The organism is Bacillus sp. PK6-16 (assembly GCF_056530295.1).
The window spans coordinates 850,102-875,253 of record NZ_CP096511.1 but is presented as its reverse complement, the minus strand read 5'-3'; the positions used below and the strand labels follow the sequence as shown (position 1 = coordinate 875,253).

26 protein-coding genes and 1 pseudogene are annotated in these 25,152 nt (G+C 36.6%); 6 read left to right on the top strand and 21 right to left on the bottom strand.

Going from position 1 to position 25,152, the window contains the following annotated elements; genetic code table 11:
• Positions 1 to 137: 137 nt before the first annotated feature.
• Positions 138 to 599 (bottom strand): DUF441 domain-containing protein, encoded by a 462-nt coding sequence (locus tag M1D66_RS04495; protein ID WP_000625507.1) that lies wholly within the window; start codon positions 597 to 599, stop codon positions 138 to 140.
• A gap of 419 nt (positions 600 to 1,018) precedes the next feature.
• Between M1D66_RS04495 and ytvI the strand changes: the two genes are divergently transcribed.
• A complete protein-coding gene (gene ytvI / locus M1D66_RS04490) occupies positions 1,019 to 2,137 on the top strand; it encodes a sporulation integral membrane protein YtvI (RefSeq protein ID WP_242555020.1) in 1,119 nt (372 codons plus the stop codon).
• A gap of 631 nt (positions 2,138 to 2,768) precedes the next feature.
• Here the strand turns inward: ytvI and M1D66_RS04485 are convergent.
• From M1D66_RS04485 to dnaE, 8 genes are all read right to left on the bottom strand, one after another.
• Positions 2,769 to 3,158 carry an FxsA family protein gene (locus M1D66_RS04485; RefSeq protein ID WP_086386092.1) on the bottom strand — a complete coding sequence of 130 codons (390 nt, stop codon included), beginning with the start codon at positions 3,156 to 3,158 and terminating at the stop codon, positions 2,769 to 2,771.
• Between the two features lie 195 nt (positions 3,159 to 3,353).
• Entirely contained in the window at positions 3,354 to 5,111 is a 1,758-nt protein-coding gene (gene pyk / locus M1D66_RS04480) for a pyruvate kinase (RefSeq protein ID WP_086386091.1), read from the bottom strand.
• 53 nt (positions 5,112 to 5,164) lie between these two features.
• Positions 5,165 to 6,124, bottom strand: coding sequence for a 6-phosphofructokinase (gene pfkA / locus M1D66_RS04475; protein WP_000821157.1), 960 nt, complete (start codon positions 6,122 to 6,124; stop codon positions 5,165 to 5,167).
• Between the two features lie 128 nt (positions 6,125 to 6,252).
• A complete protein-coding gene (gene accA / locus M1D66_RS04470) occupies positions 6,253 to 7,227 on the bottom strand; it encodes an acetyl-CoA carboxylase carboxyl transferase subunit alpha (RefSeq protein ID WP_000818804.1) in 975 nt (324 codons plus the stop codon).
• Positions 7,215 to 8,084: an acetyl-CoA carboxylase, carboxyltransferase subunit beta gene (gene accD, locus M1D66_RS04465; RefSeq protein WP_000942856.1), complete on the bottom strand. Its 870-nt coding sequence runs from the start codon at positions 8,082 to 8,084 to the stop codon at positions 7,215 to 7,217. The genes accA and accD overlap by 13 nt, the downstream gene beginning before the upstream one ends.
• A 185-nt stretch (positions 8,085 to 8,269) precedes the next feature.
• Positions 8,270 to 8,914, bottom strand: coding sequence for a FadR/GntR family transcriptional regulator (locus tag M1D66_RS04460; RefSeq protein WP_000204450.1), 645 nt, complete (start codon positions 8,912 to 8,914; stop codon positions 8,270 to 8,272).
• Positions 8,915 to 8,928: 14 nt separating this feature from the next.
• A complete protein-coding gene (ystJ, locus tag M1D66_RS04455) occupies positions 8,929 to 10,137 on the bottom strand; it encodes an NADP-dependent malic enzyme (RefSeq protein WP_242555040.1) in 1,209 nt (402 codons plus the stop codon).
• Positions 10,138 to 10,270: 133 nt separating this feature from the next.
• Complete coding sequence (dnaE, locus tag M1D66_RS04450) at positions 10,271 to 13,597, bottom strand: DNA polymerase III subunit alpha (protein ID WP_242555019.1); 3,327 nt, start codon at positions 13,595 to 13,597, stop codon at positions 10,271 to 10,273.
• 42 nt (positions 13,598 to 13,639) lie between these two features.
• On the opposite strand from dnaE, the gene M1D66_RS04445 reads away from it, so the two are divergent.
• Both M1D66_RS04445 and ytrI read left to right on the top strand, forming a co-directional pair.
• Positions 13,640 to 14,053: a YtrH family sporulation protein gene (locus M1D66_RS04445; RefSeq protein WP_002005839.1), complete on the top strand. Its 414-nt coding sequence runs from the start codon at positions 13,640 to 13,642 to the stop codon at positions 14,051 to 14,053.
• The gene (gene ytrI / locus M1D66_RS04440) at positions 14,050 to 14,553 is read left to right on the top strand and encodes a sporulation membrane protein YtrI (RefSeq protein ID WP_001265736.1); all 504 of its coding nucleotides are present in this window, start codon (positions 14,050 to 14,052) and stop codon (positions 14,551 to 14,553) included. The genes M1D66_RS04445 and ytrI overlap by 4 nt, the downstream gene beginning before the upstream one ends.
• A 51-nt stretch (positions 14,554 to 14,604) precedes the next feature.
• Here ytrI and M1D66_RS04435 read toward each other — a convergent pair whose 3' ends face one another.
• Positions 14,605 to 15,537 (bottom strand): DHH family phosphoesterase, encoded by a 933-nt coding sequence (locus tag M1D66_RS04435; RefSeq protein WP_000545136.1) that lies wholly within the window; start codon positions 15,535 to 15,537, stop codon positions 14,605 to 14,607.
• A gap of 159 nt (positions 15,538 to 15,696) precedes the next feature.
• Here M1D66_RS04435 and M1D66_RS04430 point away from each other — a divergent pair, with 159 nt between their 5' ends.
• Positions 15,697 to 16,002: a YtpI family protein gene (locus M1D66_RS04430; RefSeq protein ID WP_001144776.1), complete on the top strand. Its 306-nt coding sequence runs from the start codon at positions 15,697 to 15,699 to the stop codon at positions 16,000 to 16,002.
• 7 nt (positions 16,003 to 16,009) lie between these two features.
• On the opposite strand, the gene M1D66_RS04425 is transcribed toward M1D66_RS04430, so the two are convergent.
• Positions 16,010 to 16,273, bottom strand: coding sequence for a DUF3949 domain-containing protein (locus M1D66_RS04425; protein ID WP_000093045.1), 264 nt, complete (start codon positions 16,271 to 16,273; stop codon positions 16,010 to 16,012).
• 210 nt (positions 16,274 to 16,483) lie between these two features.
• Positions 16,484 to 17,797, bottom strand: coding sequence for a CBS domain-containing protein (locus M1D66_RS04420; protein WP_000201572.1), 1,314 nt, complete (start codon positions 17,795 to 17,797; stop codon positions 16,484 to 16,486).
• A 244-nt stretch (positions 17,798 to 18,041) separates the two neighbouring features.
• Between M1D66_RS04420 and M1D66_RS04415 the strand changes: the two genes are divergently transcribed.
• Positions 18,042 to 18,203, top strand: a complete 162-nt coding sequence (locus M1D66_RS04415; protein WP_086386090.1) for a hypothetical protein — start codon at positions 18,042 to 18,044, stop codon at positions 18,201 to 18,203.
• Positions 18,204 to 18,243: 40 nt separating this feature from the next.
• Here M1D66_RS04415 and M1D66_RS04410 read toward each other — a convergent pair whose 3' ends face one another.
• Positions 18,244 to 18,927 carry a metal-dependent hydrolase gene (locus tag M1D66_RS04410; protein WP_000868926.1) on the bottom strand — a complete coding sequence of 228 codons (684 nt, stop codon included), beginning with the start codon at positions 18,925 to 18,927 and terminating at the stop codon, positions 18,244 to 18,246.
• A gap of 149 nt (positions 18,928 to 19,076) precedes the next feature.
• On the opposite strand from M1D66_RS04410, the gene pepQ reads away from it, so the two are divergent.
• Complete coding sequence (pepQ, locus tag M1D66_RS04405) at positions 19,077 to 20,174, top strand: Xaa-Pro dipeptidase (protein ID WP_000994033.1); 1,098 nt, start codon at positions 19,077 to 19,079, stop codon at positions 20,172 to 20,174.
• Between the two features lie 41 nt (positions 20,175 to 20,215).
• Here the strand turns inward: pepQ and M1D66_RS04400 are convergent, their stop codons facing one another.
• The 8 genes and pseudogenes from M1D66_RS04400 to ald all read right to left on the bottom strand — a co-directional run bounded on the left by M1D66_RS04400 (position 20,216) and on the right by ald (position 25,146).
• The gene (locus M1D66_RS04400) at positions 20,216 to 20,590 is read right to left on the bottom strand and encodes a hypothetical protein (protein WP_242555018.1); all 375 of its coding nucleotides are present in this window, start codon (positions 20,588 to 20,590) and stop codon (positions 20,216 to 20,218) included.
• Positions 20,591 to 20,664: 74 nt separating this feature from the next.
• Positions 20,665 to 20,871: a hypothetical protein gene (locus M1D66_RS04395; protein WP_001248908.1), complete on the bottom strand. Its 207-nt coding sequence runs from the start codon at positions 20,869 to 20,871 to the stop codon at positions 20,665 to 20,667.
• A 538-nt stretch (positions 20,872 to 21,409) separates the two neighbouring features.
• Positions 21,410 to 21,865 (bottom strand): GNAT family N-acetyltransferase, encoded by a 456-nt coding sequence (locus M1D66_RS04390; protein WP_086386089.1) that lies wholly within the window; start codon positions 21,863 to 21,865, stop codon positions 21,410 to 21,412.
• A gap of 73 nt (positions 21,866 to 21,938) precedes the next feature.
• A complete protein-coding gene (locus M1D66_RS04385; protein ID WP_086386088.1) occupies positions 21,939 to 22,283 on the bottom strand; it encodes a DUF6176 family protein in 345 nt (114 codons plus the stop codon).
• 2 nt (positions 22,284 to 22,285) lie between these two features.
• Positions 22,286 to 23,074 carry a GNAT family N-acetyltransferase gene (locus M1D66_RS04380; protein WP_086386087.1) on the bottom strand — a complete coding sequence of 263 codons (789 nt, stop codon included), beginning with the start codon at positions 23,072 to 23,074 and terminating at the stop codon, positions 22,286 to 22,288.
• Positions 23,071 to 23,403 (bottom strand): annotated as a pseudogene (locus M1D66_RS04375) (cupin domain-containing protein). The gene M1D66_RS04380 and the pseudogene M1D66_RS04375 overlap by 4 nt, the downstream one beginning before the upstream one ends.
• Before the next feature lie 44 nt (positions 23,404 to 23,447).
• Complete coding sequence (locus M1D66_RS04370) at positions 23,448 to 23,870, bottom strand: hypothetical protein (protein ID WP_242555017.1); 423 nt, start codon at positions 23,868 to 23,870, stop codon at positions 23,448 to 23,450.
• Between the two features lie 142 nt (positions 23,871 to 24,012).
• The gene (gene ald / locus M1D66_RS04365; RefSeq protein ID WP_001219403.1) at positions 24,013 to 25,146 is read right to left on the bottom strand and encodes an alanine dehydrogenase; all 1,134 of its coding nucleotides are present in this window, start codon (positions 25,144 to 25,146) and stop codon (positions 24,013 to 24,015) included.
• Between the last annotated feature and the right edge of the window lie 6 nt (positions 25,147 to 25,152).

The window sequence follows — 25,152 nt, the reverse complement described above, 5'->3', positions numbered from 1 at the left end:
TTATGTTATTTTTATTTTATCTGGTGTAAAGTCTCTGCTGTTATGTAACTTTTCAAAGTTTCTAATCCTATTATAAACAATTATCTGACTTTTGTGAACAGAAAGAATTCAAAAATTTTATATTACTATAAAATTCCTTATTTAAACATTTGTATAATACTCATAACCGCATAGGCAATTCCAGCCCCAATTAACGGACCAACAGCAACCCCATTAAATAGCGCAACCGCTATAATTGTCCCAAAAACAAGCGCAGTTGTAATGTGAGGATCCGTTGTCAACAATTGTACTCCGCCTTTCGCTAACAAAGCGACCGCTACACCTGAAGCTAAAGCAATCCACGCATAATAAGATTTTGCCGCTTCTCCAAGTTGTTTAAAACCTATTTCCCCCGTCGCAATTGGTACGAGAACCGCTATTGTAATGACCGTTACACCTAGGTTAATTCCTTTCGTTTGTAAATAAGGAAAGACCTTATCTCCTAAAAACGTAAACTTCAATAAAAATAACACACCAATAGCCACAGTAAGCGATTGGTTTTTAGCAATAAGTCCTATAATAAGTAGTATGAATAAAAATAACGTTGACTGACTAATCATGTTTGCACTTCCTTTCTGAAAATAATGAACTCATTTCCAAACAAAAATACCTTTAAACCTATCGTTATACATGCTATATCGATGCCTATTCAACATGAATCACTTCATTTTTTATGTATTTTAAAATGAAAAACTGAGACTTTCACCAGCAAAATTTAAGCGTGTATACATTTTAAAAAACGGGCGTCTCTTCTTTCTTTTCTAATTAGAAACAGGTAAAATAAAAAGAAGATAAAATGAAGTTTTTACCATATAGTAGAAGCATCAACACCAAGCTTTCACAGTCACTCACATACTGAAAAAGCAGGAAAAATCCATCATTCCACTATAACATAAAGTGAAACTTTAATCAGTGGGGCACACTCGTTATAAGTTGAACGAATTAGGATAATCCAAATTGGAATGGGAGGTATACATCTTTGAACCGAAACTTACTATATATGATATTGCGACTCATATTTGTCATTGTAGCAACGGTAGCTGGGTTCTATGTATTACTATACATGTCAGGGCTTATCTATCCTTTTATTATCGCTTTTGCATTTGCTTATTTGATTAATCCTGTCGTCAATTTCCTTAATCAAAAACTACAATTTCCTCGCGCACTAGCAGTACTCGTTAGCTTAATTCTCGTATTTGGAGCTATCGTTGGACTTGTTACATATCTTGTGACTGAAGCAATATCTGCCACAACATACTTACTACAACTTGTTACAGTAAAGTTTCCAGATATCGTTACATTCGCTCAGCAATTTGCACTTAATCATATTATGCCTCTCTACGATGATTTAATTTCTAAATTTAATCATCTTGGAGAACCACAGCGCTATACAATTACACAAAACATTCAAAACTTAGGAACAGAGGCAACAACACAAATGAAAGAACTTTTAACCGCCATTATAAGCGGGTTAACGAATTTCATTAGTGCACTGCCAACAACTTTAACTGTCCTTGTATTCATTTTATTAGCCACTTTCTTCATTAGTTACGATTGGCACCGTCTTGCTCAGAAAGCAAGAAAATTGCTACCGAATCGTGTACATGGCTATGGAAAAACTATTTTTGTCGACTTAAGAAAAGCTTTGTTTGGTTTTGTGAAAGCACAACTTACACTCGTATCTATGACAACTGTCATTGTACTAATCGGGCTTTTAATATTACGCGTACCATACGCCATTACTATCGCGATTATTACAGGGGGTGTAGATTTACTACCATATTTAGGAACAGGCGCAGTCTTTGTTCCATGGGTTATATACGTATTTTTCACTGGCGATACCGCATTCGCCATTGGTCTTCTCATTTTATACATCGTCGTGATTGTCCAAAGACAAATTATGGAGCCGAAAGTACTTTCATCTAACATCGGTCTCGATCCATTAGCAACACTCGTCGCTCTATTTGTCGGCTTTAAACTTTTTGGCTTTTTAGGATTAATCATCGGCCCAGTCACCTTAGTACTACTTAATACATTACACAAAGCTAATGTCTTCCATGACTTGTGGAAATATATTAAAGGTTCACCTTCAAAATAATAGTTTCTAATTCATACACAACAAAAAAATTACCTGTAATCAGTGGGAAATTCCCACTGATTATTCCTTGTACTTATTTTTCATACTTATTACATAAAACAAGAGAATTGCACTCAAAAAAGATAATTCTCTTGTTTTTTTGCATGAAAAACGCATATTCCGTGGTGTTTTTACATATTTATTCTATTTATTTTATAATTATCATTTACATTTATTACTTTTTATGTAAATGAATAAATATACAAAATAGCACAAAATAAGACTTCAACTAACAATCTCCGCCTTTTTATATGAATTTTTTACACCAATCGTTCCTCTATATAAGAAAGCAAAACTTTAATTTAGCCGTGTTTCCCTCCATCTTATTCATCTAAATTAATAGCACTAAAAAACCACAAGTTTAATCGAAGTACACACAAGAGTTCAAACGAAAATTATATAGCAAATATAATAAGCGAACGTTTTGTTCATCCCCACTCATCATTCGCTCCACATCAGACACTTACGAGCGGCCCAGCTTTGAGATAGAAATTCCCCCCCACAAATAGCGCGGTAAAGCAAAGCTTCAATCAGAAAATCCCTCTCCTCTTACAAGACAAAAAATAGCACTTAGATTTCTACAATCTAAGTGCTATTTCTGAATAATAATAGTAGAATTCTTTCTAAATTTCCATTCCATCCACTTCATAACAAGCGGCTTCAATAAAGCTCTCGTAATAGGGATCACACAGATAAACCCTAGCATATCTGTCACATACCCAGGAAGCACTAAGAGAATACCTCCTACAAATACAAAAATACCATCTAGTACCGCCTCACCTGGTATTTCCCCTCTATTCAACTTAGATTGAATCTCTCCAAGCACTTTAAACCCTTGTCTTTTCGCCAAATACACACCTACAACACCTGTAAATACAATCATAGCGAACGTAGACCATAAACCTATTACATGACTTGATCCAATTAAGACCGTAATCTCAATCGCCGGTATTAAAATAAACAAGAATAGTAACCACTTCATAGTTCTACACCTCTCTCACATCTCACTTTTAACGCCCTCACAATGCCTATATACATCATATGAAATATAGATACCCTTTCATATTAAAACCCATAACAAACAGCTTTTAAAAGCAATTCTAGGCGCTTTAAGCTAATTCTATCTCGTTTTTGTGTAAAAAAAAGAGAAGGACTCCGATCCTTCTCTCCGTATTACTTATAGCACTTCCGCATGTCCATTATAAACAATTCCGCGTGCTGCATCAACTGTTACTTCTTGGCCATTTTTTAAAGTTGCTGTTACGCCGTTTACACCAACGATAACAGGAATACCGATTGATACACCTACAACAGCTGCATGGCTTGTTAAGCCACCTTCTTCTACAACTAAAGCTGCAGCTTTTTCGATTGCAGGAATCATATCTTTATCAGTGCTTGTTGTAACAAGGATATCACCTTCGTTTACGTTCGCTACAGCTTCAGCAGCTGTTTGCGCTACAACTACTTTACCTTTTGCAGCTTTACGACCGATTCCTTGTCCTTTAGCAATTTCTTCACCAACAACGTGGATTTTCATTAAGTTTGTTGTACCAGTTTCAGCAACTGGAACACCAGCAGTAATCACTACAGTATCTCCAAGTCCGATTAGACCTGCATCCATACCTGTTTGAATTGCTGTATCTAACATTTCGTCAGTTGAAGCTGCGCGCTTCTCAGCCATAAATGCTTGTACACCCCAAACAAGTGCAAGACGACGTCCTACTTGCTCGTCAGATGTTACAGCTACGATTGGAGATTTTGGACGGTATTTAGAGATCATTTTCGCAGTATATCCACTTTCTGTTGGAGCTACGATTGCAGCTACATCAAGAGCAAGTGCTGTATGTGCAACAGATTGGCTAATTGCATCTGTAATTGTTGGAGTGAACTCTTTAATACGTTTTTTGAACATATCTTCATATTGTAATGATTTTTCAACACGTACCGCAATGTTAGCCATCATTGTTACTGCTTCTACTGGGTATTGTCCAGCAGCTGTTTCACCTGAAAGCATGATTGCATCTGTACCATCGAAGATTGCGTTAGCTACGTCACTTGCTTCCGCACGAGTTGGACGTGGGTTACGTTGCATAGAATCTAACATTTGTGTTGCAGTAATAACTGGTTTACCTAACACGTTACATTTTTTAATTAGACGTTTTTGTACTAACGGTACTTCTTCTGGTGGAATTTCTACACCCATGTCACCACGAGCTACCATTAAACCGTCAGAAACTTCTAAGATTGAATCGATATTGTCGATACCTTCTTGGTTTTCGATTTTTGGTACGATTTGGATGTATTGAGCGTTATGCTCTTCTAATAATTCACGGATTTCTAATACGTCAGACGCTTTACGTACGAATGAAGCTGCAATGAAATCAACTTTTTGCTCGATACCGAAGATGATATCTTTTACGTCTTTTTCAGTGATACCAGGAAGCTTAATGCTTACGTTTGGTACGTTAACACCTTTTTTATTTTTTACAGTTCCGCTGTTAAGAACTTTTGTACGGATGTTTCCATCAGCTTTTTCGATTACTTCTAGTTCGATAAGACCGTCATCGATTAGAATACGAGAACCTGGGTCTACATCGTCATAAAGACCAGCATAAGATACAGAGAACTTCTCTGCAGTACCTAATACTTGCTCAGTAGAAAGAACTACTTCTGCACCTGTTACAAGCTCAGCTTGTCCGTCTACGAAGTCGTGAGTACGGATTTCTGGACCTTTTGTATCAAGTAAGATACCAACTGTTTTACCAGTTTTCTTTGAAGCTTCACGAATGTTTTTAATACGAGCTCCGTGCTCTTCATGGCTACCATGAGAGAAGTTTAAACGAGCAACGTTCATACCTGCTTCGATTAATTGCTCTAATTTTTCAATACTTTCACTAGCAGGACCTATAGTACATACAATTTTAGTTTTACGCATATTGCACCTCCGAAAATTATGAAACCGTTCCCAAATATCTGACATTACGCCGATTAGATGGATAATTCTTTAGATAATTGATACATGTCTTTATCGATTGTATGCTTTTGAGCTAACGCTTCGATAATATCATGATCAACAAGTTTGTTATCTTGAATACCTACACAACGTCCGCCTTTACCAGCAATTAACAATTCAACTGCTCTTGCGCCAAGACGACTTGCTAATACACGGTCTTGTGCACTTGGTGATCCACCACGTTGTACGTGACCTAATACAGTTACACGAGTATCAAAGTTTGTTGCTTCTTCAATGTGCTTACCGATGTCAATTGCACTTCCAACACCTTCAGCTACAACGATAATACTGTGTTTTTTACCACGTTCACTACCACGCTTCAGACGAGCGATAACATCATCCATGTCATACTCTTCTTCTGGAATTAAGATTGTTTCCGCACCATCAGCTAAACCAGCCCATAATGCGATATCACCAGCGTGACGTCCCATTACTTCGATAACATATGTACGTTCATGAGATGTAGCTGTGTCACGAATTTTATCAATTGCATCAATAACAGTGTTTAAAGCTGTATCGAAACCAATTGTGAAGTCTGTTCCAGGGATATCATTGTCGATTGTACCTGGTACACCAACACATGGGAATCCTTGTTCAGTTAATTTTTTAGCGCCTTGGTAAGAACCATCTCCACCAATAACAACAAGTCCTTCGATACCGTGTTTCTTTAATTGCTCGATACCTTTTAGTCGTACTTCTGGATCTTTAAACTCAGGACATCTTGCTGTATATAATTTTGTACCACCGCGGTGGATAATATCGCCAACAGAACCAAGTTCTAATTTTTCAATGTGACCAGAAATTAATCCAGCGTATCCATGGTAAATACCATATACTTCAATATCATGGAAAATCGCTTTACGAACAACTGCACGAATGGCAGCATTCATACCAGGTGAATCTCCACCACTTGTTAATACACCAATACGTTTCATTTGTACTCACCTCATAAAGATTATTTGCCTTATAATAAAATAACACGAAAAAATATAAAAATACAATGGAGAAGATGTGTCTTTTCATAATAAAAACGTGCATTCGCGAAGTGGAACGCACGCTTTTCTTATTTTATCCAAATGGAAGCGTTTGAAAACGAAACTTGCCCAATTTTCATATATTTTTCATAACGTTTTTCGATTAATTCATCTTTCGAAATTCCGTTTAATTGTTCAAAAGTTTTTCGAATCATTAAGTCTATATTTTCTGACTGTTTCAAAATATTACGGTGAGCTCCGCCTCTTGCTTCTGGAATAATTTCGTCAATTACACCTAATTCTTTCAAATCTGCTGCTGTAATTTTCATTGCCTCTGCAGCTTCCTTTGCTTTTCCTGCATCTTTCCAAAGAATTGCCGCTGCACCCTCTGGTGTAATAACAGAATAAGTGGAATTTTCTAGCATATGAATGTAATCTCCAACTCCAAGGCCTAGCGCACCACCACTACCACCTTCGCCGATAACGATACAAATAACAGGTACCGTTAAACCTGCCATTTCAAATAAATTGCGGGCGATAGCTTCACTTTGACCACGTTCTTCAGCAGCTTTACCAGGATAAGCTCCTTTCGTATCAATAAAACAAATAATAGGACGATTGAACTTTTCCGCCTGCTTCATTAAACGTAATGCTTTTCGATATCCTTCTGGATGAGGCATTCCAAAGTTACGGCGAATATTTTCTTTCGTATCTTTTCCGCGCTGATGCCCAATTACAGTTACAGGCATCCCTTTATATTTCGCAATGCCGCCGACAATCGCTGCATCATCGCCAAATAGACGATCTCCATGACATTCGAAAAAATCAGTAAATAAGTGCTCAATATAATCGAGCGTTGTCGGTCGTTCTGCATGACGAGCAATTTGAACACGGTCCCATACTTTCAGATTGCCGTATATATCTTCCTCTAAATTTTCTAGCTTTTCTTCCAAAATACGAATCTCCTCACTGAAGTCCATCTGGCTGTTTTTCGTATAGTCTTTCAGTTCACGAATCTTATTTCTTAGCTCAACAACTGGTTTTTCAAATTCTAGCTCTGCCATACAGCCATTTCCCCTCCTTGATGAACTTCTAAAATCTTGCGAAGTGATTCTCTCATATCATCACGATGCACCACCGCATCTAATTGACCATGATCTAGTAAGAATTCTGCCGTTTGGAAATCTTCTGGTAGTTTCTCACGCACCGTTTGTTCAATTACACGTCTACCAGCAAATCCGATAAGTGCACCTGGTTCTGCAAGATTATAATCACCAAGTGAAGCGAAACTCGCTGAAACCCCGCCCGTCGTTGGGTGAGTCATAACAGAAATAAATAATCCTCCTGCATTACTATGCTTTTTCAAAGCTACGCTTGTTTTTGCCATTTGCATTAAACTTAATATACCTTCTTGCATACGGGCACCACCCGAAGCAGTAAAGATAATAAATGGAACTTGTAAGTCGTACGCCTTTTCAACCGCACGGGCGATTTTTTCTCCTACTACAGAGCCCATGCTCCCCATTCGAAAACGAGAATCCATTACTGCAACAACAACAAGCATGTCATCAATTGTTCCTTCACCAGTTACAACCGCTTCGTTCAATTCAGTCTTCTTACGATCGCTCTCTAGTTTCTCTTCATAACCTGGAAACTCGAGTGGATTTAACGAAACCATTTCTTTGTCATACTCACGGAATGACCCTTCGTCCAATATACTATCAAGACGTTCCCATGCATTCATAGGATGATGATATCCACAATTCACACATACTTTTAAATTTTTTAGAAGTTCTTTCGTATACATGATTTTTTTACATTCCGGACATTTTGTCATAACGCCATCTGGTACATCTTTTCGTACTTGTTCTGAAGGTATTGCAGCGTACTTTTTCTTTTTCACGAATAAATCTCTTAGCACAATTTGACCCCCTTCGTTGAGAGCTAAGGTTAGCGTAAGAAGAAAATGGGGCTAACACCAAAGTTTGATGTTAGCCTTATCTTCTCAATCTGTCTAATAACCTCACTCTTTACGTTTAACTTTAACCGCTAAGCGGTAGAATGTTTGTCATAACGTGTCATGGTCATTTCGACAAATTTTATACATTACGAGTGAAACTGTATATTCTCTACTAATTCATCGTAAATTTTTAGTGCATCATTTTCTTGTTTTTCTTCCAAAGTAGCATAAAGCTTTCTATACATATCGATAGAATCTCTTGAAACTTTACAAGAAAGAGTTGCTACGTAATCATTTACGATCATCCAAATGCGATATAGTAAATAATTATCGACTTGTTCAATAAGTGTTTTAAAGAACGTTTGATGAAGCGTTGGGACTGAGCTTTCATTTCCTTGAAGTACTTGGTGTAATCTACTTAGTACTTTAGAAAACGTTTCTTTCGGTAAATTACATACAATTCGAATCATATCTTTCTCAAGTAATCGTTTCGTTTGTAATAAATCACGAATTGTTTTCTCATCTTGCAATAAGAACGGGGCAATTAATTGTACAAGACCGTTATCATAAAAGTTTCGAATAAACGTCCCTTCACCACGTCTCGTTTCAATCAATCCTACCAGTTCTAAAGCACGCAATGCTTCTCTTACAGAGGAACGTCCTACGTTTAAGCGTGAACTTAACTCACGCTCAGACGGCAAACGATCCCCCGCCACCAAACCATCCTCTTCCATAATGGAACGGATTTTTTTTACAATTTCGAGATATACTTTTGTATTTGATGATGTCAATGGAAATTCCTCGCTTATTCTTTACCAATCAGCGCTAATTGTTTTGTTTTTTCAGCGATCTCATTTGGATCTACTTGACGGCGAGCTACTCCTGTCTCCATTGCTGCTTTTGCAACGTAAGCCGCTACTTGAGGCGCTACACGCGCGTCAAATGGTGCCGGAATGATATAGTCTGCATTTAACTCATCTTCTGCTACAAGCTCAGCAATAGCCTGTACAGCTGCCATCTTCATTTCTTCGTTAATTTGTGTCGCATGTACGTCAAGTGCACCGCGGAAAATACCAGGGAACGCCAGTACATTATTTACTTGGTTCGGGAAGTCAGAACGACCTGTTCCAACAACAGCTGCGCCCGCTGCTTTTGCCAATTCTGGCATAATTTCTGGAACTGGATTCGCCATTGCAAAAATAATCGCATCGTCATTCATTGTACGAACCATCTCTTCTGTTAATGCACCTTCTGCAGATACACCAATAAATACGTCCGCACCTTTTACAACATCAGCTAAAGAACCTTCTATACGATTCTTATTTGTATATTTTGCAACTTCATCCTTCACCGGATTCATACCTGTAGGACGACCATCATAGATTGCGCCTTTACGGTCACACATAATAATGTCGCGTACACCATAGCGATATAAAAGTTTAATAATTGCAATACCTGCTGCACCTGCGCCATTTGCGACAACTTTAATGTCAGACATTTTCTTTCCAACTAATTTCAGTGCATTTACAAGACCTGCTACTGTTACAATAGCTGTTCCGTGTTGATCATCATGGAAGATAGGAATATTTGTTTCTTTTTTCAAACGCTCTTCAATAATGAAGCAGTTTGGTGCTGCGATATCTTCTAAGTTAACGCCGCCAAAAGTTGGCTCCATTAATTTTACAGTTTCAACAATTTTATCTACATCGTTTGTATTTAAGGCAATTGGGAATGCATCTACACCAGCAAAGCTCTTGAATAATACAGCTTTACCTTCCATTACTGGAAGAGATGCTTCAGGTCCAATGTTACCAAGACCAAGTACAGCTGTTCCATCTGTCACAACTGCTACCATATTTCCCTTCATCGTATATTCATATACCTTACTTTTATCGTCATAAATTTCTTTACAAGGTTCTGCAACCCCTGGAGAATATGCAAGACTTAAATCTTTTGCATTTTCTACTTTTACTTTTGATACAGTTTCTAATTTTCCTTGATGCACTTTATGCATGTGAAGTGCTTCTTCACGAAGTGTTGACAAACTATCCACTCTCCTCAAATTATTCTTGCTGATATCAATTTCTCCAAGTGGTCTGACCACGAACACTACTACTATAATAATCGAAGTGTAGGGAAATTGTCCATTATATTTTCACAACTACATTTTCTTCCCCGACAATTTCACGAAGTGCTCCTAAACATTCTTCACTTGGATGAATCGATAAACTCCGAGATAATTGTACCATTTTATGTTCCTTTTCATAATAAATTAGTACTTTCGCAAAACCTGAATAGTCGAACAATATTTTCGTAACCTGATTTAAAAGCTTTTTCTCATACTGAGACGGCAATTTCACGTAAACAGATGCGTCTTTCTTTTCTTCATAAACATCCATTTCCTCTAGCGGATATAGTCCATTTACAATCCATTGCAGCTTATGATTTCTCAGCTCAATCGTACCGTCAACTAAAACAATTGCTCCTTCTTGCAACTTATCAGAGAAATGTATATACGTTTCCGGGAAGAGGACCGCTTCCATTTCATCATTTTGATCACAGAATGTAATAAATGCCATCTTTTGAAACTTTTTCGTACGAATCACTCTCACACTTGTTATATACACAATAGCTCTTTGTACTTTTTTCTTGTGCCGCATCGCCTGAGCGAGAGATGGAATTTCTAATTCTTTTGCTAACTTCACATATTGCGCTGTCGGATAACTTGATAAATAAAAGCCAAGTACTTCCTTCTCTTTATTTAGTTGTTCAATAAAAGATAACTCTTCTCCTTGTACATATTTTGATTTTGGAACAGCATCTCCTAAATCACGTGCGAGATTCGCGTACTCTAACGCCCCTTTAATACTTTTCCATAAATTCGTTCTCGAAACACCAAAATCGTCAAAACATCCCGACCAGACGAAAGCTTCTAAATTACGCTCCGTTACGAACTTTGACGGCATACGAAGACAAAATTCAAATAAATCTTCGAACATTTTTTTCTCTCGTTCTTCTAATAATGCCGTCACTGTAGCCATTCCAATATTTCGGATCGAAAGTAAACTGTAACGTATCGCATTCCCTTCTATTTGGAAGTTGTAGCCACTCCTCTGAAGAGACGGTGGCAAAACGTGAAAACCTTTCCGCTTCGTTTCTCGTATATACTGTACAATCTTATCTTCATTTCCAATTGCGCTTGATAATAATGCCGTCATAAATTCCAGCGTATAATTCGCTTTCAAATAGGCAAGCTGATATCCGATCATACTGTAAGCTACAGCGTGACTTCGGTTAAAACCGTAATTCGCAAATCTTACAATTAAATCATAAATTTTCTCTGCGGATGTCTCATCATAACCATTTCGCAAACATCCTTGGACGAAATGCTTACGTTCCTGATCTAAAATATCACGATTTTTTTTACTCACCGCACGGCGCAGTAAATCTGCTTCTCCGAGCGAAAAACCAGCTAACTTCGATGCAATTTGCATAATTTGTTCTTGGTATACAATGACGCCGTATGTTCTTTCTAAAATTGGCTTTAAATCCGGATGTAAATATTCAATTTTTCTTTTTCCATGTTTCGATTCAATAAAAGTCGGTATCTGTTCCATCGGTCCTGGTCTGTATAACGAGTTAACAGCTACGATATCTTCAAACTCATTCGGTTTTAACCCGCGAAGTACATTTCGCATACCACCCGACTCAAGCTGGAATACACCTGTTGTATCCCCTCTCCCTAATAATTGGAACGTCTTTTCATCTTGAAGAGGTAAGTTTCTTATATCGATTTCTTTCCCTGTTTTGTTCGCGATAAATTTTATAATATTTTCAAGTAACGTTAAATTACGTAATCCTAAAAAGTCCATCTTAAGCAAACCAAGTTCTTCTAGCGCATCGGCTGGATATTGCGTAACATAAACATCGTTATGTCCTTCTTGAATTGCTACACTTCCTGTTAGCGGTTCTTGACTCATAATAACACCAGCCGCATGAATAGACGTATGACGTGGTAAACCTTCTACACGTTTTGCGATTTCAAATACACGCTCATGCAGAAGATTCCCTTGTATAAACTCACGAAGTGATTGTGATTCTTCATATGCATCTTTTAACGTTATACCAAGCTTTGATGGGATAAGTTTTGAAAATATATCAATATCTCGCGGCGGAAGCCCCATTACGCGGGCAATGTCTCTAATTGCCGCTTTTGCTGCAAGCGTACCAAACGTTACAATTTGCGCAACACGGAGCTGACCGTATTTATCTTTCACATAGCGAATCATCTCATCACGTCTTACGTCTGGAAAATCAATATCAATATCGGGAAGCGTCACACGTTCAGGATTTAAAAATCTTTCAAATAATAGATCGTATTCAATTGGATCAATATCTGTAATTTCTAATACGTATGAAACGAGTGAACCAGCTGCCGATCCACGACCTGGTCCTGTTAGAATATGATTTTCATGTGCATACTTCATAAAATCCCATACGATGAGGAAATAATCACTAAATCCCATACGAGAAATAACATTTAATTCATGATCCAAACGCTTTATATGCACTTCTTTCGGTTCACCATATCGTTTCCGCAAACCTTCTTCACAAACACGACGCAAGTATATATCACTCGTTTCATTAGACGGAACAGGAAACTTCGGAAGTTGATTTACATGGAACGGTATTTCTACTTGGCAACGCTCTGCAATTTTTATTGTATTTTGGATTGCTTCCGGCGCATGGGAAAATAGTGCTTCCATTTCATCCGATGACTTTAAATAATACTGATCTGTTTTCAGCCTCGGCCTATCTGGATCCGTCATTTTCGTTCCACTTTCAACAGATAGTAAACATTCGTGAACAAGCGCGTCACTTTGATTGATATAGCGCACATCGTTTGTTGCAACGACTGGAATATTAACCCTACTAATAAATTCAGGTAGTTTCTCTTGTAAAAGCAACTCATCTTGAATCGCATGATGCTGCAAACTCATATAAAAATGGCCAAACATATTTTGATACGTGCGAGCTACTTCTTCAGCCTGACTCTCATTGTCTTCTAGTAATAATTGCTCAATTTCGCCATCTTTACCTGGTGAAATTGCAATTAATCCTTTCGCATAATGCGCAAGCCACTTCTTAGGAATACCTTCTTTGGACTTTGTCATAATACTGCTAGAAATCTTTAATAAATTTTGGTAGCCTATTTCATTCTCAGCAAGTAATACAAGCGGATAAGACCTTTCTTCTTCTTCACTAAAAATAGAAGCGGTTAATCCAATAACGGGCTGTATACCATGTTTCTTACATGCTTTATAAAACGGAATAACGCCATACATAACATTTTCATCCGTAATAGCCAGCGATGAAAAACCGAGTTCTTTCGCCCTGACTACAAGCTCATCAATTTTACAAGCACTTTTTAATAAACTAAAAACGGTTTGACATTGTAAATGCACAAACTTCACTGTTGTACCCTCTCTTTACCTATTTGACTACTTTTATTATAGGTGATGAGGAAAGCGGAAATCAAAACATACTTCTTATACTTTGTCCATATATATGAAGAAGAAAGGGGAATGACGATGGATGTAAGAGAACATACTTTTTTCTCTCTGCTTATTATTAGTTATTTTATTGCCTTTGGGGTTATACTTGGCGGTTCATTAATTGGTGGATTTGGTGCGTTTCTTATCGGAAAACCAGCTCTAACTTACATTAATCAATTCGCCCAAAATTTAAGAATTTGGGCACTCGTTGCAGCAATCGGCGGAACATTCGATACCTTTTATAGCTTTGAAAGAAGTTTCTTTGGCGGAGATATGAAAGATATCGTAAAGCAAATTCTCCTTATTTTTTTCGCAACTGGTGGTATGCAAACAGGTCTCATTATTATTAAATGGCTAACGCAGGAACATGTATGAGAGTACCAAGTGCCAATACAGCAAAAAGATGGTACTTAGTATTAGCTGGGGCTGCTGTTGGAGGCGTGTTGAGCTGGTTTATTTTTTTGTACATATACGGTGTTTTTCAAGAAGAACAAGCTAGTAAAATAGCAGAACAAAGAGAAATTATAGAAAAACAAGAAGCAAAGCTCCACGTCCTTCTCGAAGATCAAGAAAAATTGAACACTGAAAATAAACGGCTCTTAACCATTCAAGAGATTAAAATAAAACTTATCAATCGAGAAAAATACGATTTAGACAATCTCACACTCGAAAATATGACTACATCTATCCATAATGACCTCCAACATCTTTTAACGAAAAACATTCAAAGTATCGCAAAAAATAAAGACCTACTTAAAAAGGTAATCGAAAATAAAACGTACAAACATTACGATCGGCTATACCGTTTTAAAGTCGATACAATATCTTTTGATACAGTGCTTGAAATTAGCATTACTATAGAGAAAGAAAAATAAAGAAGGAGGGCTTTAGCGCCGCTCCTTCTTTTCGTTCTAACATATAGTCTCTTATTTACAAATCTCACGTAAATCAGCAAAAAGACGATCCGCTTCTTCCCAAGAAGATGCCTTCGCACCAGAAGCCATCGGATGCCCCCCGCCGTTATATTGCATTGCTAATTTGTTTATAACTGGTCCTTTTGAACGAAGACGAACACGAATTACATCGTCTTCCTCTAAAAATAGAACCCACGCCTTTAATCCATCAATATTGCCAAGCGCTCCAACAACACCAGATGCTTCAGAAGGAAGTACATCAAACTCTTCTAATACTTCTTTCGTTAATTTAATGTAAGCTGCTCCTTCTTCTACCATCGTAAAGTTTTGTAAAATATAACCGTTTAAACGAGCAATTTTTTCTTTTGTCTTATACATCTCATTGTATAAATCTGTGAATTTCACACCCATGTCAACAAGCTCACTTACGTAACGAAGTGTTTTTGCTGTCGTATTCGGGAATAAGAAACGACCTGTATCTCCAACAATTCCTGCTAAAATAAGGCGGGCTGCTTCTTTTGTTATTTTTAATCCTTTATCTTTTCCATAGTTATAAAACTCATAAATCATTTCACTTGTAGAACTCGCTGTCGTATCTACCCACGTAATATCTCCATATGGATCTTCATTTGGATGATGATCAATTTTAATTAACATCTTCCCTTTTGTATAGCGTTGATCGTCAACACGTTCTTGATTCGCAGTATCACAAACAATAACAAGCGCATTTTCGTATACACTATCTTCAATATCATCCATTACTCGTAAGTATGCTAGTGACGGTTCATTGTACCCAACCGTATAAATATTTTTCTCTGGAAACGATTCTTGTAGAATTGTACCAAGACCACCCTGTGAACCTAACGCATCTGGATCCGGACGCACGTGGCGATGAATAATAATTGTATCAAACTCTTTAATTGCTCCTAAAATTTGCTCATGCATATGTATAATCTCCTTTTTAATCAACTTCTTCACTTTATCCTCCATTATAACGGAAAGTATTTCATACATGCGAACAATTGCTTTATAATAAAAGTTAGAAAGTTTAGATATTTCTTTTTCTTTTCTATTATTTTTCACAAAGCGATGGGAGTGTTCATTATGCCAGTATTAGTCTTCTGTATTATCGTCTCATTTATGTTATACCTCTTTTACAAAACAAAATACTTTCGTACAAACCGCCCAATGGAGAAAGGTTGGCTCTCAGGAAAATCCGCAATGGCACTCGGTTCATTCGTTTTATTTTTCGGGATAAACCAATTCTTTTTAGAACTTTCAACCGCTCGTATTATCGTTGGTGTTTTATTCGTTCTATTTGGTAGTGCAAGTGTATTTAACGGGTTTCGCCAATACAAACATTTCTTGCCATTAGCAGTTAAAGAAGCTGAAGTCTATGAAGCAACGTAAAAAAGCATCAATATTGTGATGCTTTTTTACGTCCCTTAACTTTCAAAATCATATACGCAACAAACGCAGATGGTATATTAAATGGGTTCCCTTGTACGTGAAAATGTAATTGTTCTTCTCCAAAAGACATTTTTTCATATAGCTCTCGCTGAGATAATCCTGTCTTTTCCTTTTTTTCATGTAAACCTTGTAAATATAAATATTGAATCGGTATCATTACAAGAAAGTAAAATAGTGCGATACTACCAAAAAAGAGTACGGCTGACGACATAATGCATACCACCTCTCACGATTCCATTTTCTTACAATATAATCATAACACAATATACAACTGAATTGAATTATTATTCCGTCTTTTCTCACATTACTTTTCCACTCCATCCCATACATATTTCACTAAAACTCCCATCTAAAATCATGCCTTTCAAATTTAAAACAACAAAAAAAGATGGAACAAATCAAAACGATTTGTTCCATCTTTTTATTTATCAATTAACTGAACCATAAGTAATGCTTTCCCAACAACATTACCTTCATGATGCACCTCTACATCGACCTTACCAAATTTACGTCCAATTTCTAATACTTTCGGATGAACAGATACAACATTATCAATTTGAACCGGCTTTACGAAATAAATCGTTAAGTTTTCAACAATTAAATCGCTTTTCTTTTGCGCACGAATGACGCGATTTGTCGCTTCTGTCACAATTGTTGCAAATACACCGTACGATAACGTCCCGATTGAGTTCGTCATTTGCGGCGTCACCGAAAATTGATATAGATGCTCATTCTTCGCTTCTTTTGGTGTCATAAATTGATTCGTTACAATATCATCAATGGTTTCTCCAACTTGTGGCTGACGTTGAATCATTTGCAGTGCCTGAAGTACATCTTGACGGCTAATAATACCTTGCAGTTTGTTTCCTTCCTCAACGACAGGAAGTAATTCAATTCCTTCCCACACCATCATACGTGCCGCAGCTGCGACAGACATTTTACCGTTCACTGTAATTGGGTGTTTTGTCATTACTTTATCAATTGGTGTTTCTTTCGCTACTCCGATCATATCTTTTGAAGTTACGATTCCTAGTACTTTGTTACTTTCATCGACAATTGGATATCTTCCGTGCATTGTCTCTTCGTTATATGCATGCCATTGCTGTACTGTATCACTCGGCTTTAAATATAACGTTTCTTCAATTGGCGTTAAAATATCTTCAACGAGTACAATTTCTTTCTTAATAAGTTGGTCATAAATTGCACGATTAATTAACGTTGCGACCGTAAATGTATCGTAGCTACTTGAAATGATCGGCAGCTTTAATTCGTCTGCTAATTTCTTCACATGATCTTCCGTATCAAATCCGCCCGTAATTAATACAGCGGCTCCAGTTTCTAGCGCTAATTCATGTGCATTGGTACGGTTACCAATAATGAGTAAATTCCCAGCTTCTGTATAGCGCATCATCGCTTCTAATTTCATAGCTCCGATTACGAATTTATTTAATGTTTTATGTAGTCCTTCTCTGCCTCCAAGTACTTGACCGTCGACAATGTTAACGACTTCTGCATATGTCAGTTTTTCGATATTCTCTTTCTTCTTTTGTTCAATTCGAATTGTTCCGACACGTTCAATTGTACTAACATATCCTTTATTTTCTGCATCTTTAATTGCACGGTAAGCGGTCCCTTCACTTACACTCAAATCTTTCGCAATTTGTCTTACAGAAATTTTATGGCCTACTGGCAGGCTATTAATATGTTCTAAAATTTGGTTATGCTTGGTAGCCAAATGGTTTCACCATACTTTCTTTTCCCTAAATTCTTCATGTGTTGTACTTTCAGTATACTATATTTTCAAAACTGTTACACTCTCTCTTTGCATACCTGTACTATTTTTTTTATAACAAAATGACACTTACATTCCACCAGTCATTCTATTACAACAATGTAATGCTATTGTCATCTCATTCGATAGTTCGCCCACTTAATTGCCTATACAATTAAGACAAGAAATAAAACAAAGGAGCGAACACATGATGAAAAAATTTTTAGAGGTTGTAGGTGCTGTATTTTTAGCTTTCGTAGATGGGAAAAAAGTTGCAATGGAATTGAATGAAACACCTGAACAACCACGTACCAAAAGAAAAGAATCAACAAAACAAATGCAAGCATTAAAAGCTGTCCTACACACGTAAAAAACCCTTCACTTTTCTTTTCAAATGAAGGGTTTCTTTTCTATAGTGTAATACTTTCTCCAGCTTCTAATACTTTCCCTGTACAATTTTGTAGCTTTTCTACAAATTGATATGGATCTTGTTCAATAACTGGGAACGTATTGTAATGCATCGGTACAACAGTTTTCGCATTAATCCATTTTGCCGCTAGTACAGCATCTTCTGGTCCCATTGTGAAATTATCACCAATTGGTAAAAATGCTAGATCAACTTTATTTAATTCTCCAATTAACTTCATATCAGAGAATAGTGCAGTATCTCCTGCGTGGTATACAGTTTTCTCTTCTGCTGTAAATAAAATACCTGCTGGCATACCTGTATATGTAATCGTCTTATTTTCTTCATCAATATAACTAGAGCCGTGGAATGCTTGTGTAAGCTTCACTTTTCCGAAGTCAAATTCATGTGAACCACCAATATGCATCGGGTGTGTATTTACACCTTGCCAACTTAAAAATGTTGCTAGTTCAAATGGCGCTACAACAACTGCATTATTTTTCTTCGCAAGTTCTACTGTATCTCCAACATGATCACCGTGTCCATGCGATAAAAGAATTGCATCCACTTTTACATCTTCAGCTTTTAAATCTGTTTTCGGATTCCCTGTTAAAAACGGGTCAATTAAAATAACTTTTCCATTCGCCTCAATTTTCACAACTGAATGTCCATGATAAGATACTTTCATTATTACATTCCTCCCCTATTCACATTCTCACTTTTTATTCTACATGATTTTTCAATTCCCTGTCTTTTCTAACATCTATTTACTTGTCATAACGCTTTCTTCCGAGTTAAAGTTATATTTGTAATTAAATATCTCGGGGGTGCCAATCGATGAATGCTAGATTAGAAAATTTAATGCAATGGCTAAAAGAAAAAAACGTAGAAGCTGCTTTCTTAACTTCTACACCGAACGTCTTCTACATGACAAACTTCCACTGTGAACCACACGAAAGATTACTTGGTATGTTTGTATTCCAAGAAAAAGAACCTATTTTAATTTGCCCTAAAATGGAAGAAGGTCAAGCACGTAACGCTGGCTGGGCACATGAAATTATCGGATTTACTGATACTGACAGACCATGGGATATGATTGCAAAAGCAATTAAAGACCGCGGCATCAATGCAAATGCAGTTGCAATTGAAAAAGAACATTTAAACGTAGAGCGCTACGAAGAATTAACGAAATTATTCCCAAATGCAGCTTTCAAATCAGCTGAGGAGAAAGTTCGCGAACTTCGTTTAATTAAAGATGAAAAAGAACTTTCTATTTTACGCGAAGCAGCTAAAATGGCGGACTATGCTGTTGAAGTTGGTGTAAATGCAATTAAAGAAAACCGCAGCGAGCTAGAAGTATTAGCAATTATTGAACACGAATTAAAAACAAAAGGCATACATAAAATGTCATTTGATACGATGGTATTAGCAGGTGCGAACTCAGCTCTTCCACACGGTATTCCTGGCGCAAACAAAATGAAACGCGGCGATTTCGTACTATTTGATTTAGGCGTAATCATTGATGGTTATTGCTCTGATATTACACGTACAGTAGCATTCGGTGAGATTTCTGAAGAGCAAACTCGCATTTACAACACTGTACTTGCTGGACAACTACAAGCAGTTGAAGCATGTAAACCAGGTGTTACACTTGGCGCAATCGATAATGCTGCTCGTTCTGTTATCACAGATGCAGGTTACGGAGACTTCTTCCCGCACCGACTTGGTCATGGACTTGGAATTAGCGTACACGAATATCCAGATGTAAAAGCTGGTAACGAGTCTCCATTAAAAGAAGGTATGGTCTTCACAATCGAACCTGGTATTTACGTACCAAACGTAGGTGGCGTTCGTATTGAAGATGATATTTACATCACAAAAGACGGATCAGAAATTTTAACGAAATTCCCGAAAGAGTTACAATTTGTAAAATAATAAAAAAGGCAGCGGGAGTGCTGCCTTTTTCTATTTCCCTACTATTTCAAATTTAGCACCATCTTCTCCTCATACTTATCATCCCATTTAATCACAATCTCTATTGGTCCATCTTTAGAGATAGGCGCGCAACTTACACAAGAAGACTTCATTTCAACCTTTGCTCCTCTATGAACTTCTGACGTTTGTGTCATTGTACTAAAGGCTCCATTAATAGCAATCTCTAAGTTTTTAAATTCTGTCTTTCCATCCCCGCCCTTATATTGAAACGTAAATATCCCATCTTCACTGTCATCCTTAATATGCCCTTTATATTGTCCAGTCCAACTTTTGCTCTCGCTAGAAAAAGTAACATACGAAATGGAACAGCTTCCTAAAAAGAAAATACTAATGAAAAAGAATAATGCTCTCTTCATAATGTCCCCTCCATTCAAATGCACATATTTATTGTCTATTTCTTCCTTTAAATATTATTAAAAAAGAAGGCCACTCAAAAAGTGCCTTCTTCTATTTCACTAATATTTAATTGAAATTTCACGATCCAAACCGAGAAAAGGTGGACAAGAAGCGCAAACGCCATACATGCTCCGCTTAAAAAAGTTAGTATAGGATGCGAATACACGTGCCCCAATCCATAGGATACCGCCACGAAAAACATTGTTATGTAAATATAAATTGCTCCATGTATTTGCCTCATATAAACCTCCTTTTCCCATATTATAACATAAATTTTCTGATTATTCACATTAATTACTTGTAATCAATATTTCTCAACTGTTACACCTCTTACAGCAGCCTTAATATACGGTGACCCTTGTAAACTTTGTAAATCCTCTGTTTTTCCTGTTACGAATACACCTTATATTGGTAAGTTTTTTGGTTTTGTGTTTTTTATTTCTTTATCCCGCATTAACGGGCAGTAAGACCCCACATCAAAACTCAGCGGAAGCAAAGAAGTTAGGTTGGGGTCGAACTGCCCGTAAAAGCCCGATTGGTGAGGGCTGATAATCAGTGGGGGATGCCCCCCACTGATTAAAGTTTCACTTTATAGTTTATCCTAAAATATTCTCGATATCCCTCCTTATTTTCACTTAAAGATATCCAAATATAGCTTTTATCAATTTTTTCATAATAAAAAGCACATCCATTTTGATGCGCTCTTCACATATATTTTAGTAAAATATGAATCATTTTTTTGAAATAAAAACTCCCACTCATCTCTCCCCATACTATCGTTATGACTTAGTTGCCATAATAATTGAACGAGGATAAAACCCCAACTTTTCATAAAACGATACAGCTTCATTTCCATACACTACTGTTAATTCAATCTCATCTATCTTCTTCGCTTTAAACCATTCCACTGCACTATTCATTAATTTTAAGCCAAATCCGTTTCTTCGGTATTTTTCATCAACAAATAAAACTTCAATCTTTCCGCTTACGCTTTTACTATAAGCTATACAAAATCCTAATATATTATCTGTTTCTGACTCAATCAATAATTCAATTCTATATTCTCCGTACTTTGAGTTCTTTTTATAATTTTCAATACGTTCCTCAAATGTCATTCTTGGGTAATCGCCAGAAAAATATTTTGATTTATTATTATGATATTTATGCAATTTATTTAAGGATTCTCTTATTATCTCTATTTCATCGAGAGTGATATATTTATTACTAATCCTCATCCTATAGCATCTCCAATAATATATATTTCAGCGAAAAAATTAAGACTGTTTTTTTTCACAAAATATTACTCTATTATTCCATCGCTTCCTTCACAACATCTTGAATCATAACAACTTCTGTTTTCATATCAATAGACGGTGCTTCTTCATCGATACATTCATACCAAAACGCTAAGTGCTTTTTATCGATTTCATAATGAGAATTTTCGACAAGAGCCCCGCCTTCTCCTTGCACAGAATACCAATATAAGTACTCTTCTCCATCTCTTATTTCCCGGAAAATTGTCTCAACATACATCTTTTCGTCGTTTAATGTCAAAAGGACTTCTTTCATATTGTCATTAAGAAGCTGCATCCATTCATCTACTCGATGACTCTTACCAGGCTTAACTTTAAATCTCGTTAATTCTACATTCATTTTTATTCCCCCGTTTTCTTACGTACAAACAAACTGTATTCTATTGGATGATAAAAACTTAATTTACTAGCTAATTTTCGCGAAGGAATATTGTCTACATAACAATCCCAGCTCGGTATAATATCATTTTGCATGCAATGTTCAATGAACCGTGTCGCAACAGCTTGAGCTAATCCTTTTCCTTGATGCGCTTCATGTGTTGCAATATCTATTTCAGCATAACCATTCCCACTAAATATCGAGACACATTCAGCTACAATTATCCCATCTTGTTCTATACAAAATCCAAAACCACTATTCAAAAACGTTTCTTTTGATCCCCAATATTCTTTGTAGTACTCCTCTTTAAATTCACTGCTTCGCTCTATATCTCTTCTATCAATACGCTTCACTTCATATGTATTTTTGTTAAAATCTCGTTTTCTCTCCTCAAAGGTTACCCTTTGAAATTTCATTCGCGGGATGTTCCGAAGTGTATTACTAAAACGCTCTTCTAACATCATTTCCCACTCTTCACTTGAAGTAAAGAGTGTAAATCTCTTCTCTGTTTTTTCAATAGCCGTTTTTAAATATGAAAATAACTCTTCGTTATAATTTTGATCATCAGTATCACCAAATAAATAATAGATACCGTTAGCTGTAATAATTAATCCTGCTGTTAATTGCCCGTTTACAAAAACCTCACCATCTACCACTTGATCACATACCGCATAAGCAAATGTCATCGTTCTTGTATTACCTTCTAAAACCGGAAGAACTTTTCTATACTCGGCTACAGATAATTTTTTCATAATTGCTCCACTATAATCGTATCAGCCTCTATATGTTCAAAACAAAGATTTACCGTTCTCTTTAATGCTCTCGTTCTATGAATCGTACATGCTGGAATTAAAATAGAATCATTTGGCTTTAAAACCGCCGTTTCTCCATCTTCAAAATCAATAAGTAACTCTCCCTCTAGAACAATAAATAATTCATCCGAATTAGAATGATAGTGCCAATCATATTCACCAGTAAATACAGCGATTCGTAATCAATGACTGTTTATATTTGAAACGACGAAGTTTTTATGTTGATCTTTAATATCCTTTGTTAATTCTATTAAGTTCACAGTCTCCATCTTTCGTCCCATCCTTTCATTAGTCGTTCTTCTAAAAAACTAACTTAATCTCCACCACCTCCGCAATCTCCTCCACCATCACTTGAGCTACTACAGTCATTGCTACTGTAGTCACCGAATCCACTTGATGAGCTTGAAGCGTATGAAGATTTTTTGCTTCTTTTTCTATCTTTTTTACTTTCATGACTAGGCCATACTTTATCAAATAATATAAAGAATAAGACTAATTCTATTGCAACAAGGAGAAATCCTAAAATACTTTCAATAATATTAGAAATTATCTCAAAACTGTAAAACACTCCAAATGAATACATACACAAAATTACATACAGAGCCATACAAATATACCGAAATGTTTTCTCTATCGTAATGACTACTTTTTGTGAAAAAGGTATGTTCTGTTCCTTTTTGTTCTTTATATACCTTTGTCTCTTTGCCTGTTTTTTCTTCCTCTTTTTGCTCCCCATCGAATCCCCTCTTTTTATTATATAATTCTAAATTATCATAATAAAAATCGATTTACACCAATAAATAACAATTATTCACATGTTATTTCTCCATATAAAAAAGACCCTCCTCACGAAAAGGAAGGTCTCAAATGTATTTCTATTATGATAAAGCAGGAGCTTTTTCAAGAAGCTCTTTTGCATCAGCGTATTGTAAGCCGTGAGCTTCCGCAACTGCTTCGAATGTTACATAACCATCTAATGTGTTAATACCTTTTAATAATGCAGTGTTGCCTAAGCAAGCTTCTTTGTAGCCCTTGTTAGCAATTTGTACTGCATATGGTACTGTTACGTTTGTTAACGCAAGAGTTGACGTACGTGGAACTGCACCTGGCATATTAGCAACTGCATAATGAACAACGCCATGTTTTTCGTAAGTTGGGTTGTCATGAGTTGTAATACGATCAGTTGTTTCGAAAATACCACCTTGGTCAATCGCGATATCTACAACGACAGAACCTGGTTCCATTGATTGAATCATTTCTTCAGTTACAAGTTTTGGCGCTTTTGCACCCGGAATTAATACTGCTCCAATAACAAGGTCAGATTCTTTAACAGCTTCTGCAATGTTGTATGGATTAGACATTAATGTTTTTACTTGGTTACCGAAAATATCATCTAATTGACGAAGACGTTCTGCACTTAAGTCAATGATTGTTACATCTGCACCTAAACCTACTGCAATCTTAGCTGCGTTTGTACCAGCTTGACCACCGCCGATGATTGTTACTTTGCCGCGTTTTACCCCTGGAACGCCTGCAAGTAAAATACCTTTACCGCCTTTGTTTTTCTCAAGGAATTGTGCACCGATTTGTGCAGACATACGACCAGCCACTTCACTCATAGGTGCAAGTAATGGTAAAGAACGATTGTCTAATTGTACTGTTTCGTATGCGATTGATGCAACTTTGTTATCGATTAATGCTTTCGTTAATTCTGGTTCTGGAGCTAAGTGTAAGTATGTGAATAAGATTAAGCCTTCACGGAAATAGCCGTATTCACTTGCTACTGGCTCTTTTACCTTCATAACCATATCTTGATTCCATGCTTCTTCAGCAGTTTCTACAAGTTTCGCACCAGCTTGTACGTATTCTTCATCTGTAAAGCCAGATCCTAAACCTGCTCCTTTTTGAACAAAAACTTCGTGACCATTTTGTACTAAATGTACTGCTCCCGCTGGCGTCATTGCCACACGGTTTTCATTGTTTTTAATTTCTGTTGGAATACCGATACGCATGATTAG

Bases quoted from the DNA above. Each gene is read 5' to 3' on its own strand.
- M1D66_RS04495 (WP_000625507.1), bottom strand. From the start codon at position 599: ATGATTAGTCAGTCAACGTTATTTTTATTCATACTACTTATTATAGGA.
- M1D66_RS04485 (WP_086386092.1), bottom strand. From the start codon at position 3,158: ATGAAGTGGTTACTATTCTTGTTTATTTTAATACCGGCGATTGAGATT.
- pyk (WP_086386091.1), bottom strand. From the start codon at position 5,111: ATGCGTAAAACTAAAATTGTATGTACTATAGGTCCTGCTAGTGAAAGT.
- pfkA (WP_000821157.1), bottom strand. From the start codon at position 6,124: ATGAAACGTATTGGTGTATTAACAAGTGGTGGAGATTCACCTGGTATG.
- accA (WP_000818804.1), bottom strand. From the start codon at position 7,227: ATGGCAGAGCTAGAATTTGAAAAACCAGTTGTTGAGCTAAGAAATAAG.
- ystJ (WP_242555040.1), bottom strand. From the start codon at position 10,137: ATGCATAAAGTGCATCAAGGAAAATTAGAAACTGTATCAAAAGTAAAA.
- ytrI (WP_001265736.1), top strand. From the start codon at position 14,050: ATGAGAGTACCAAGTGCCAATACAGCAAAAAGATGGTACTTAGTATTA.
- M1D66_RS04435 (WP_000545136.1), bottom strand. From the start codon at position 15,537: ATGCATGAGCAAATTTTAGGAGCAATTAAAGAGTTTGATACAATTATT.
- M1D66_RS04430 (WP_001144776.1), top strand. From the start codon at position 15,697: ATGCCAGTATTAGTCTTCTGTATTATCGTCTCATTTATGTTATACCTC.
- M1D66_RS04425 (WP_000093045.1), bottom strand. From the start codon at position 16,273: ATGTCGTCAGCCGTACTCTTTTTTGGTAGTATCGCACTATTTTACTTT.
- M1D66_RS04415 (WP_086386090.1), top strand. From the start codon at position 18,042: ATGATGAAAAAATTTTTAGAGGTTGTAGGTGCTGTATTTTTAGCTTTC.
- M1D66_RS04410 (WP_000868926.1), bottom strand. From the start codon at position 18,927: ATGAAAGTATCTTATCATGGACATTCAGTTGTGAAAATTGAGGCGAAT.
- pepQ (WP_000994033.1), top strand. From the start codon at position 19,077: ATGAATGCTAGATTAGAAAATTTAATGCAATGGCTAAAAGAAAAAAAC.
- M1D66_RS04400 (WP_242555018.1), bottom strand. From the start codon at position 20,590: ATGAAGAGAGCATTATTCTTTTTCATTAGTATTTTCTTTTTAGGAAGC.
- M1D66_RS04395 (WP_001248908.1), bottom strand. From the start codon at position 20,871: ATGAGGCAAATACATGGAGCAATTTATATTTACATAACAATGTTTTTC.
- M1D66_RS04390 (WP_086386089.1), bottom strand. From the start codon at position 21,865: ATGAGGATTAGTAATAAATATATCACTCTCGATGAAATAGAGATAATA.
- M1D66_RS04385 (WP_086386088.1), bottom strand. From the start codon at position 22,283: ATGAATGTAGAATTAACGAGATTTAAAGTTAAGCCTGGTAAGAGTCAT.
- M1D66_RS04380 (WP_086386087.1), bottom strand. From the start codon at position 23,074: ATGAAAAAATTATCTGTAGCCGAGTATAGAAAAGTTCTTCCGGTTTTA.
- M1D66_RS04370 (WP_242555017.1), bottom strand. From the start codon at position 23,870: ATGGGGAGCAAAAAGAGGAAGAAAAAACAGGCAAAGAGACAAAGGTAT.
- ald (WP_001219403.1), bottom strand. From the start codon at position 25,146: ATGCGTATCGGTATTCCAACAGAAATTAAAAACAATGAAAACCGTGTG.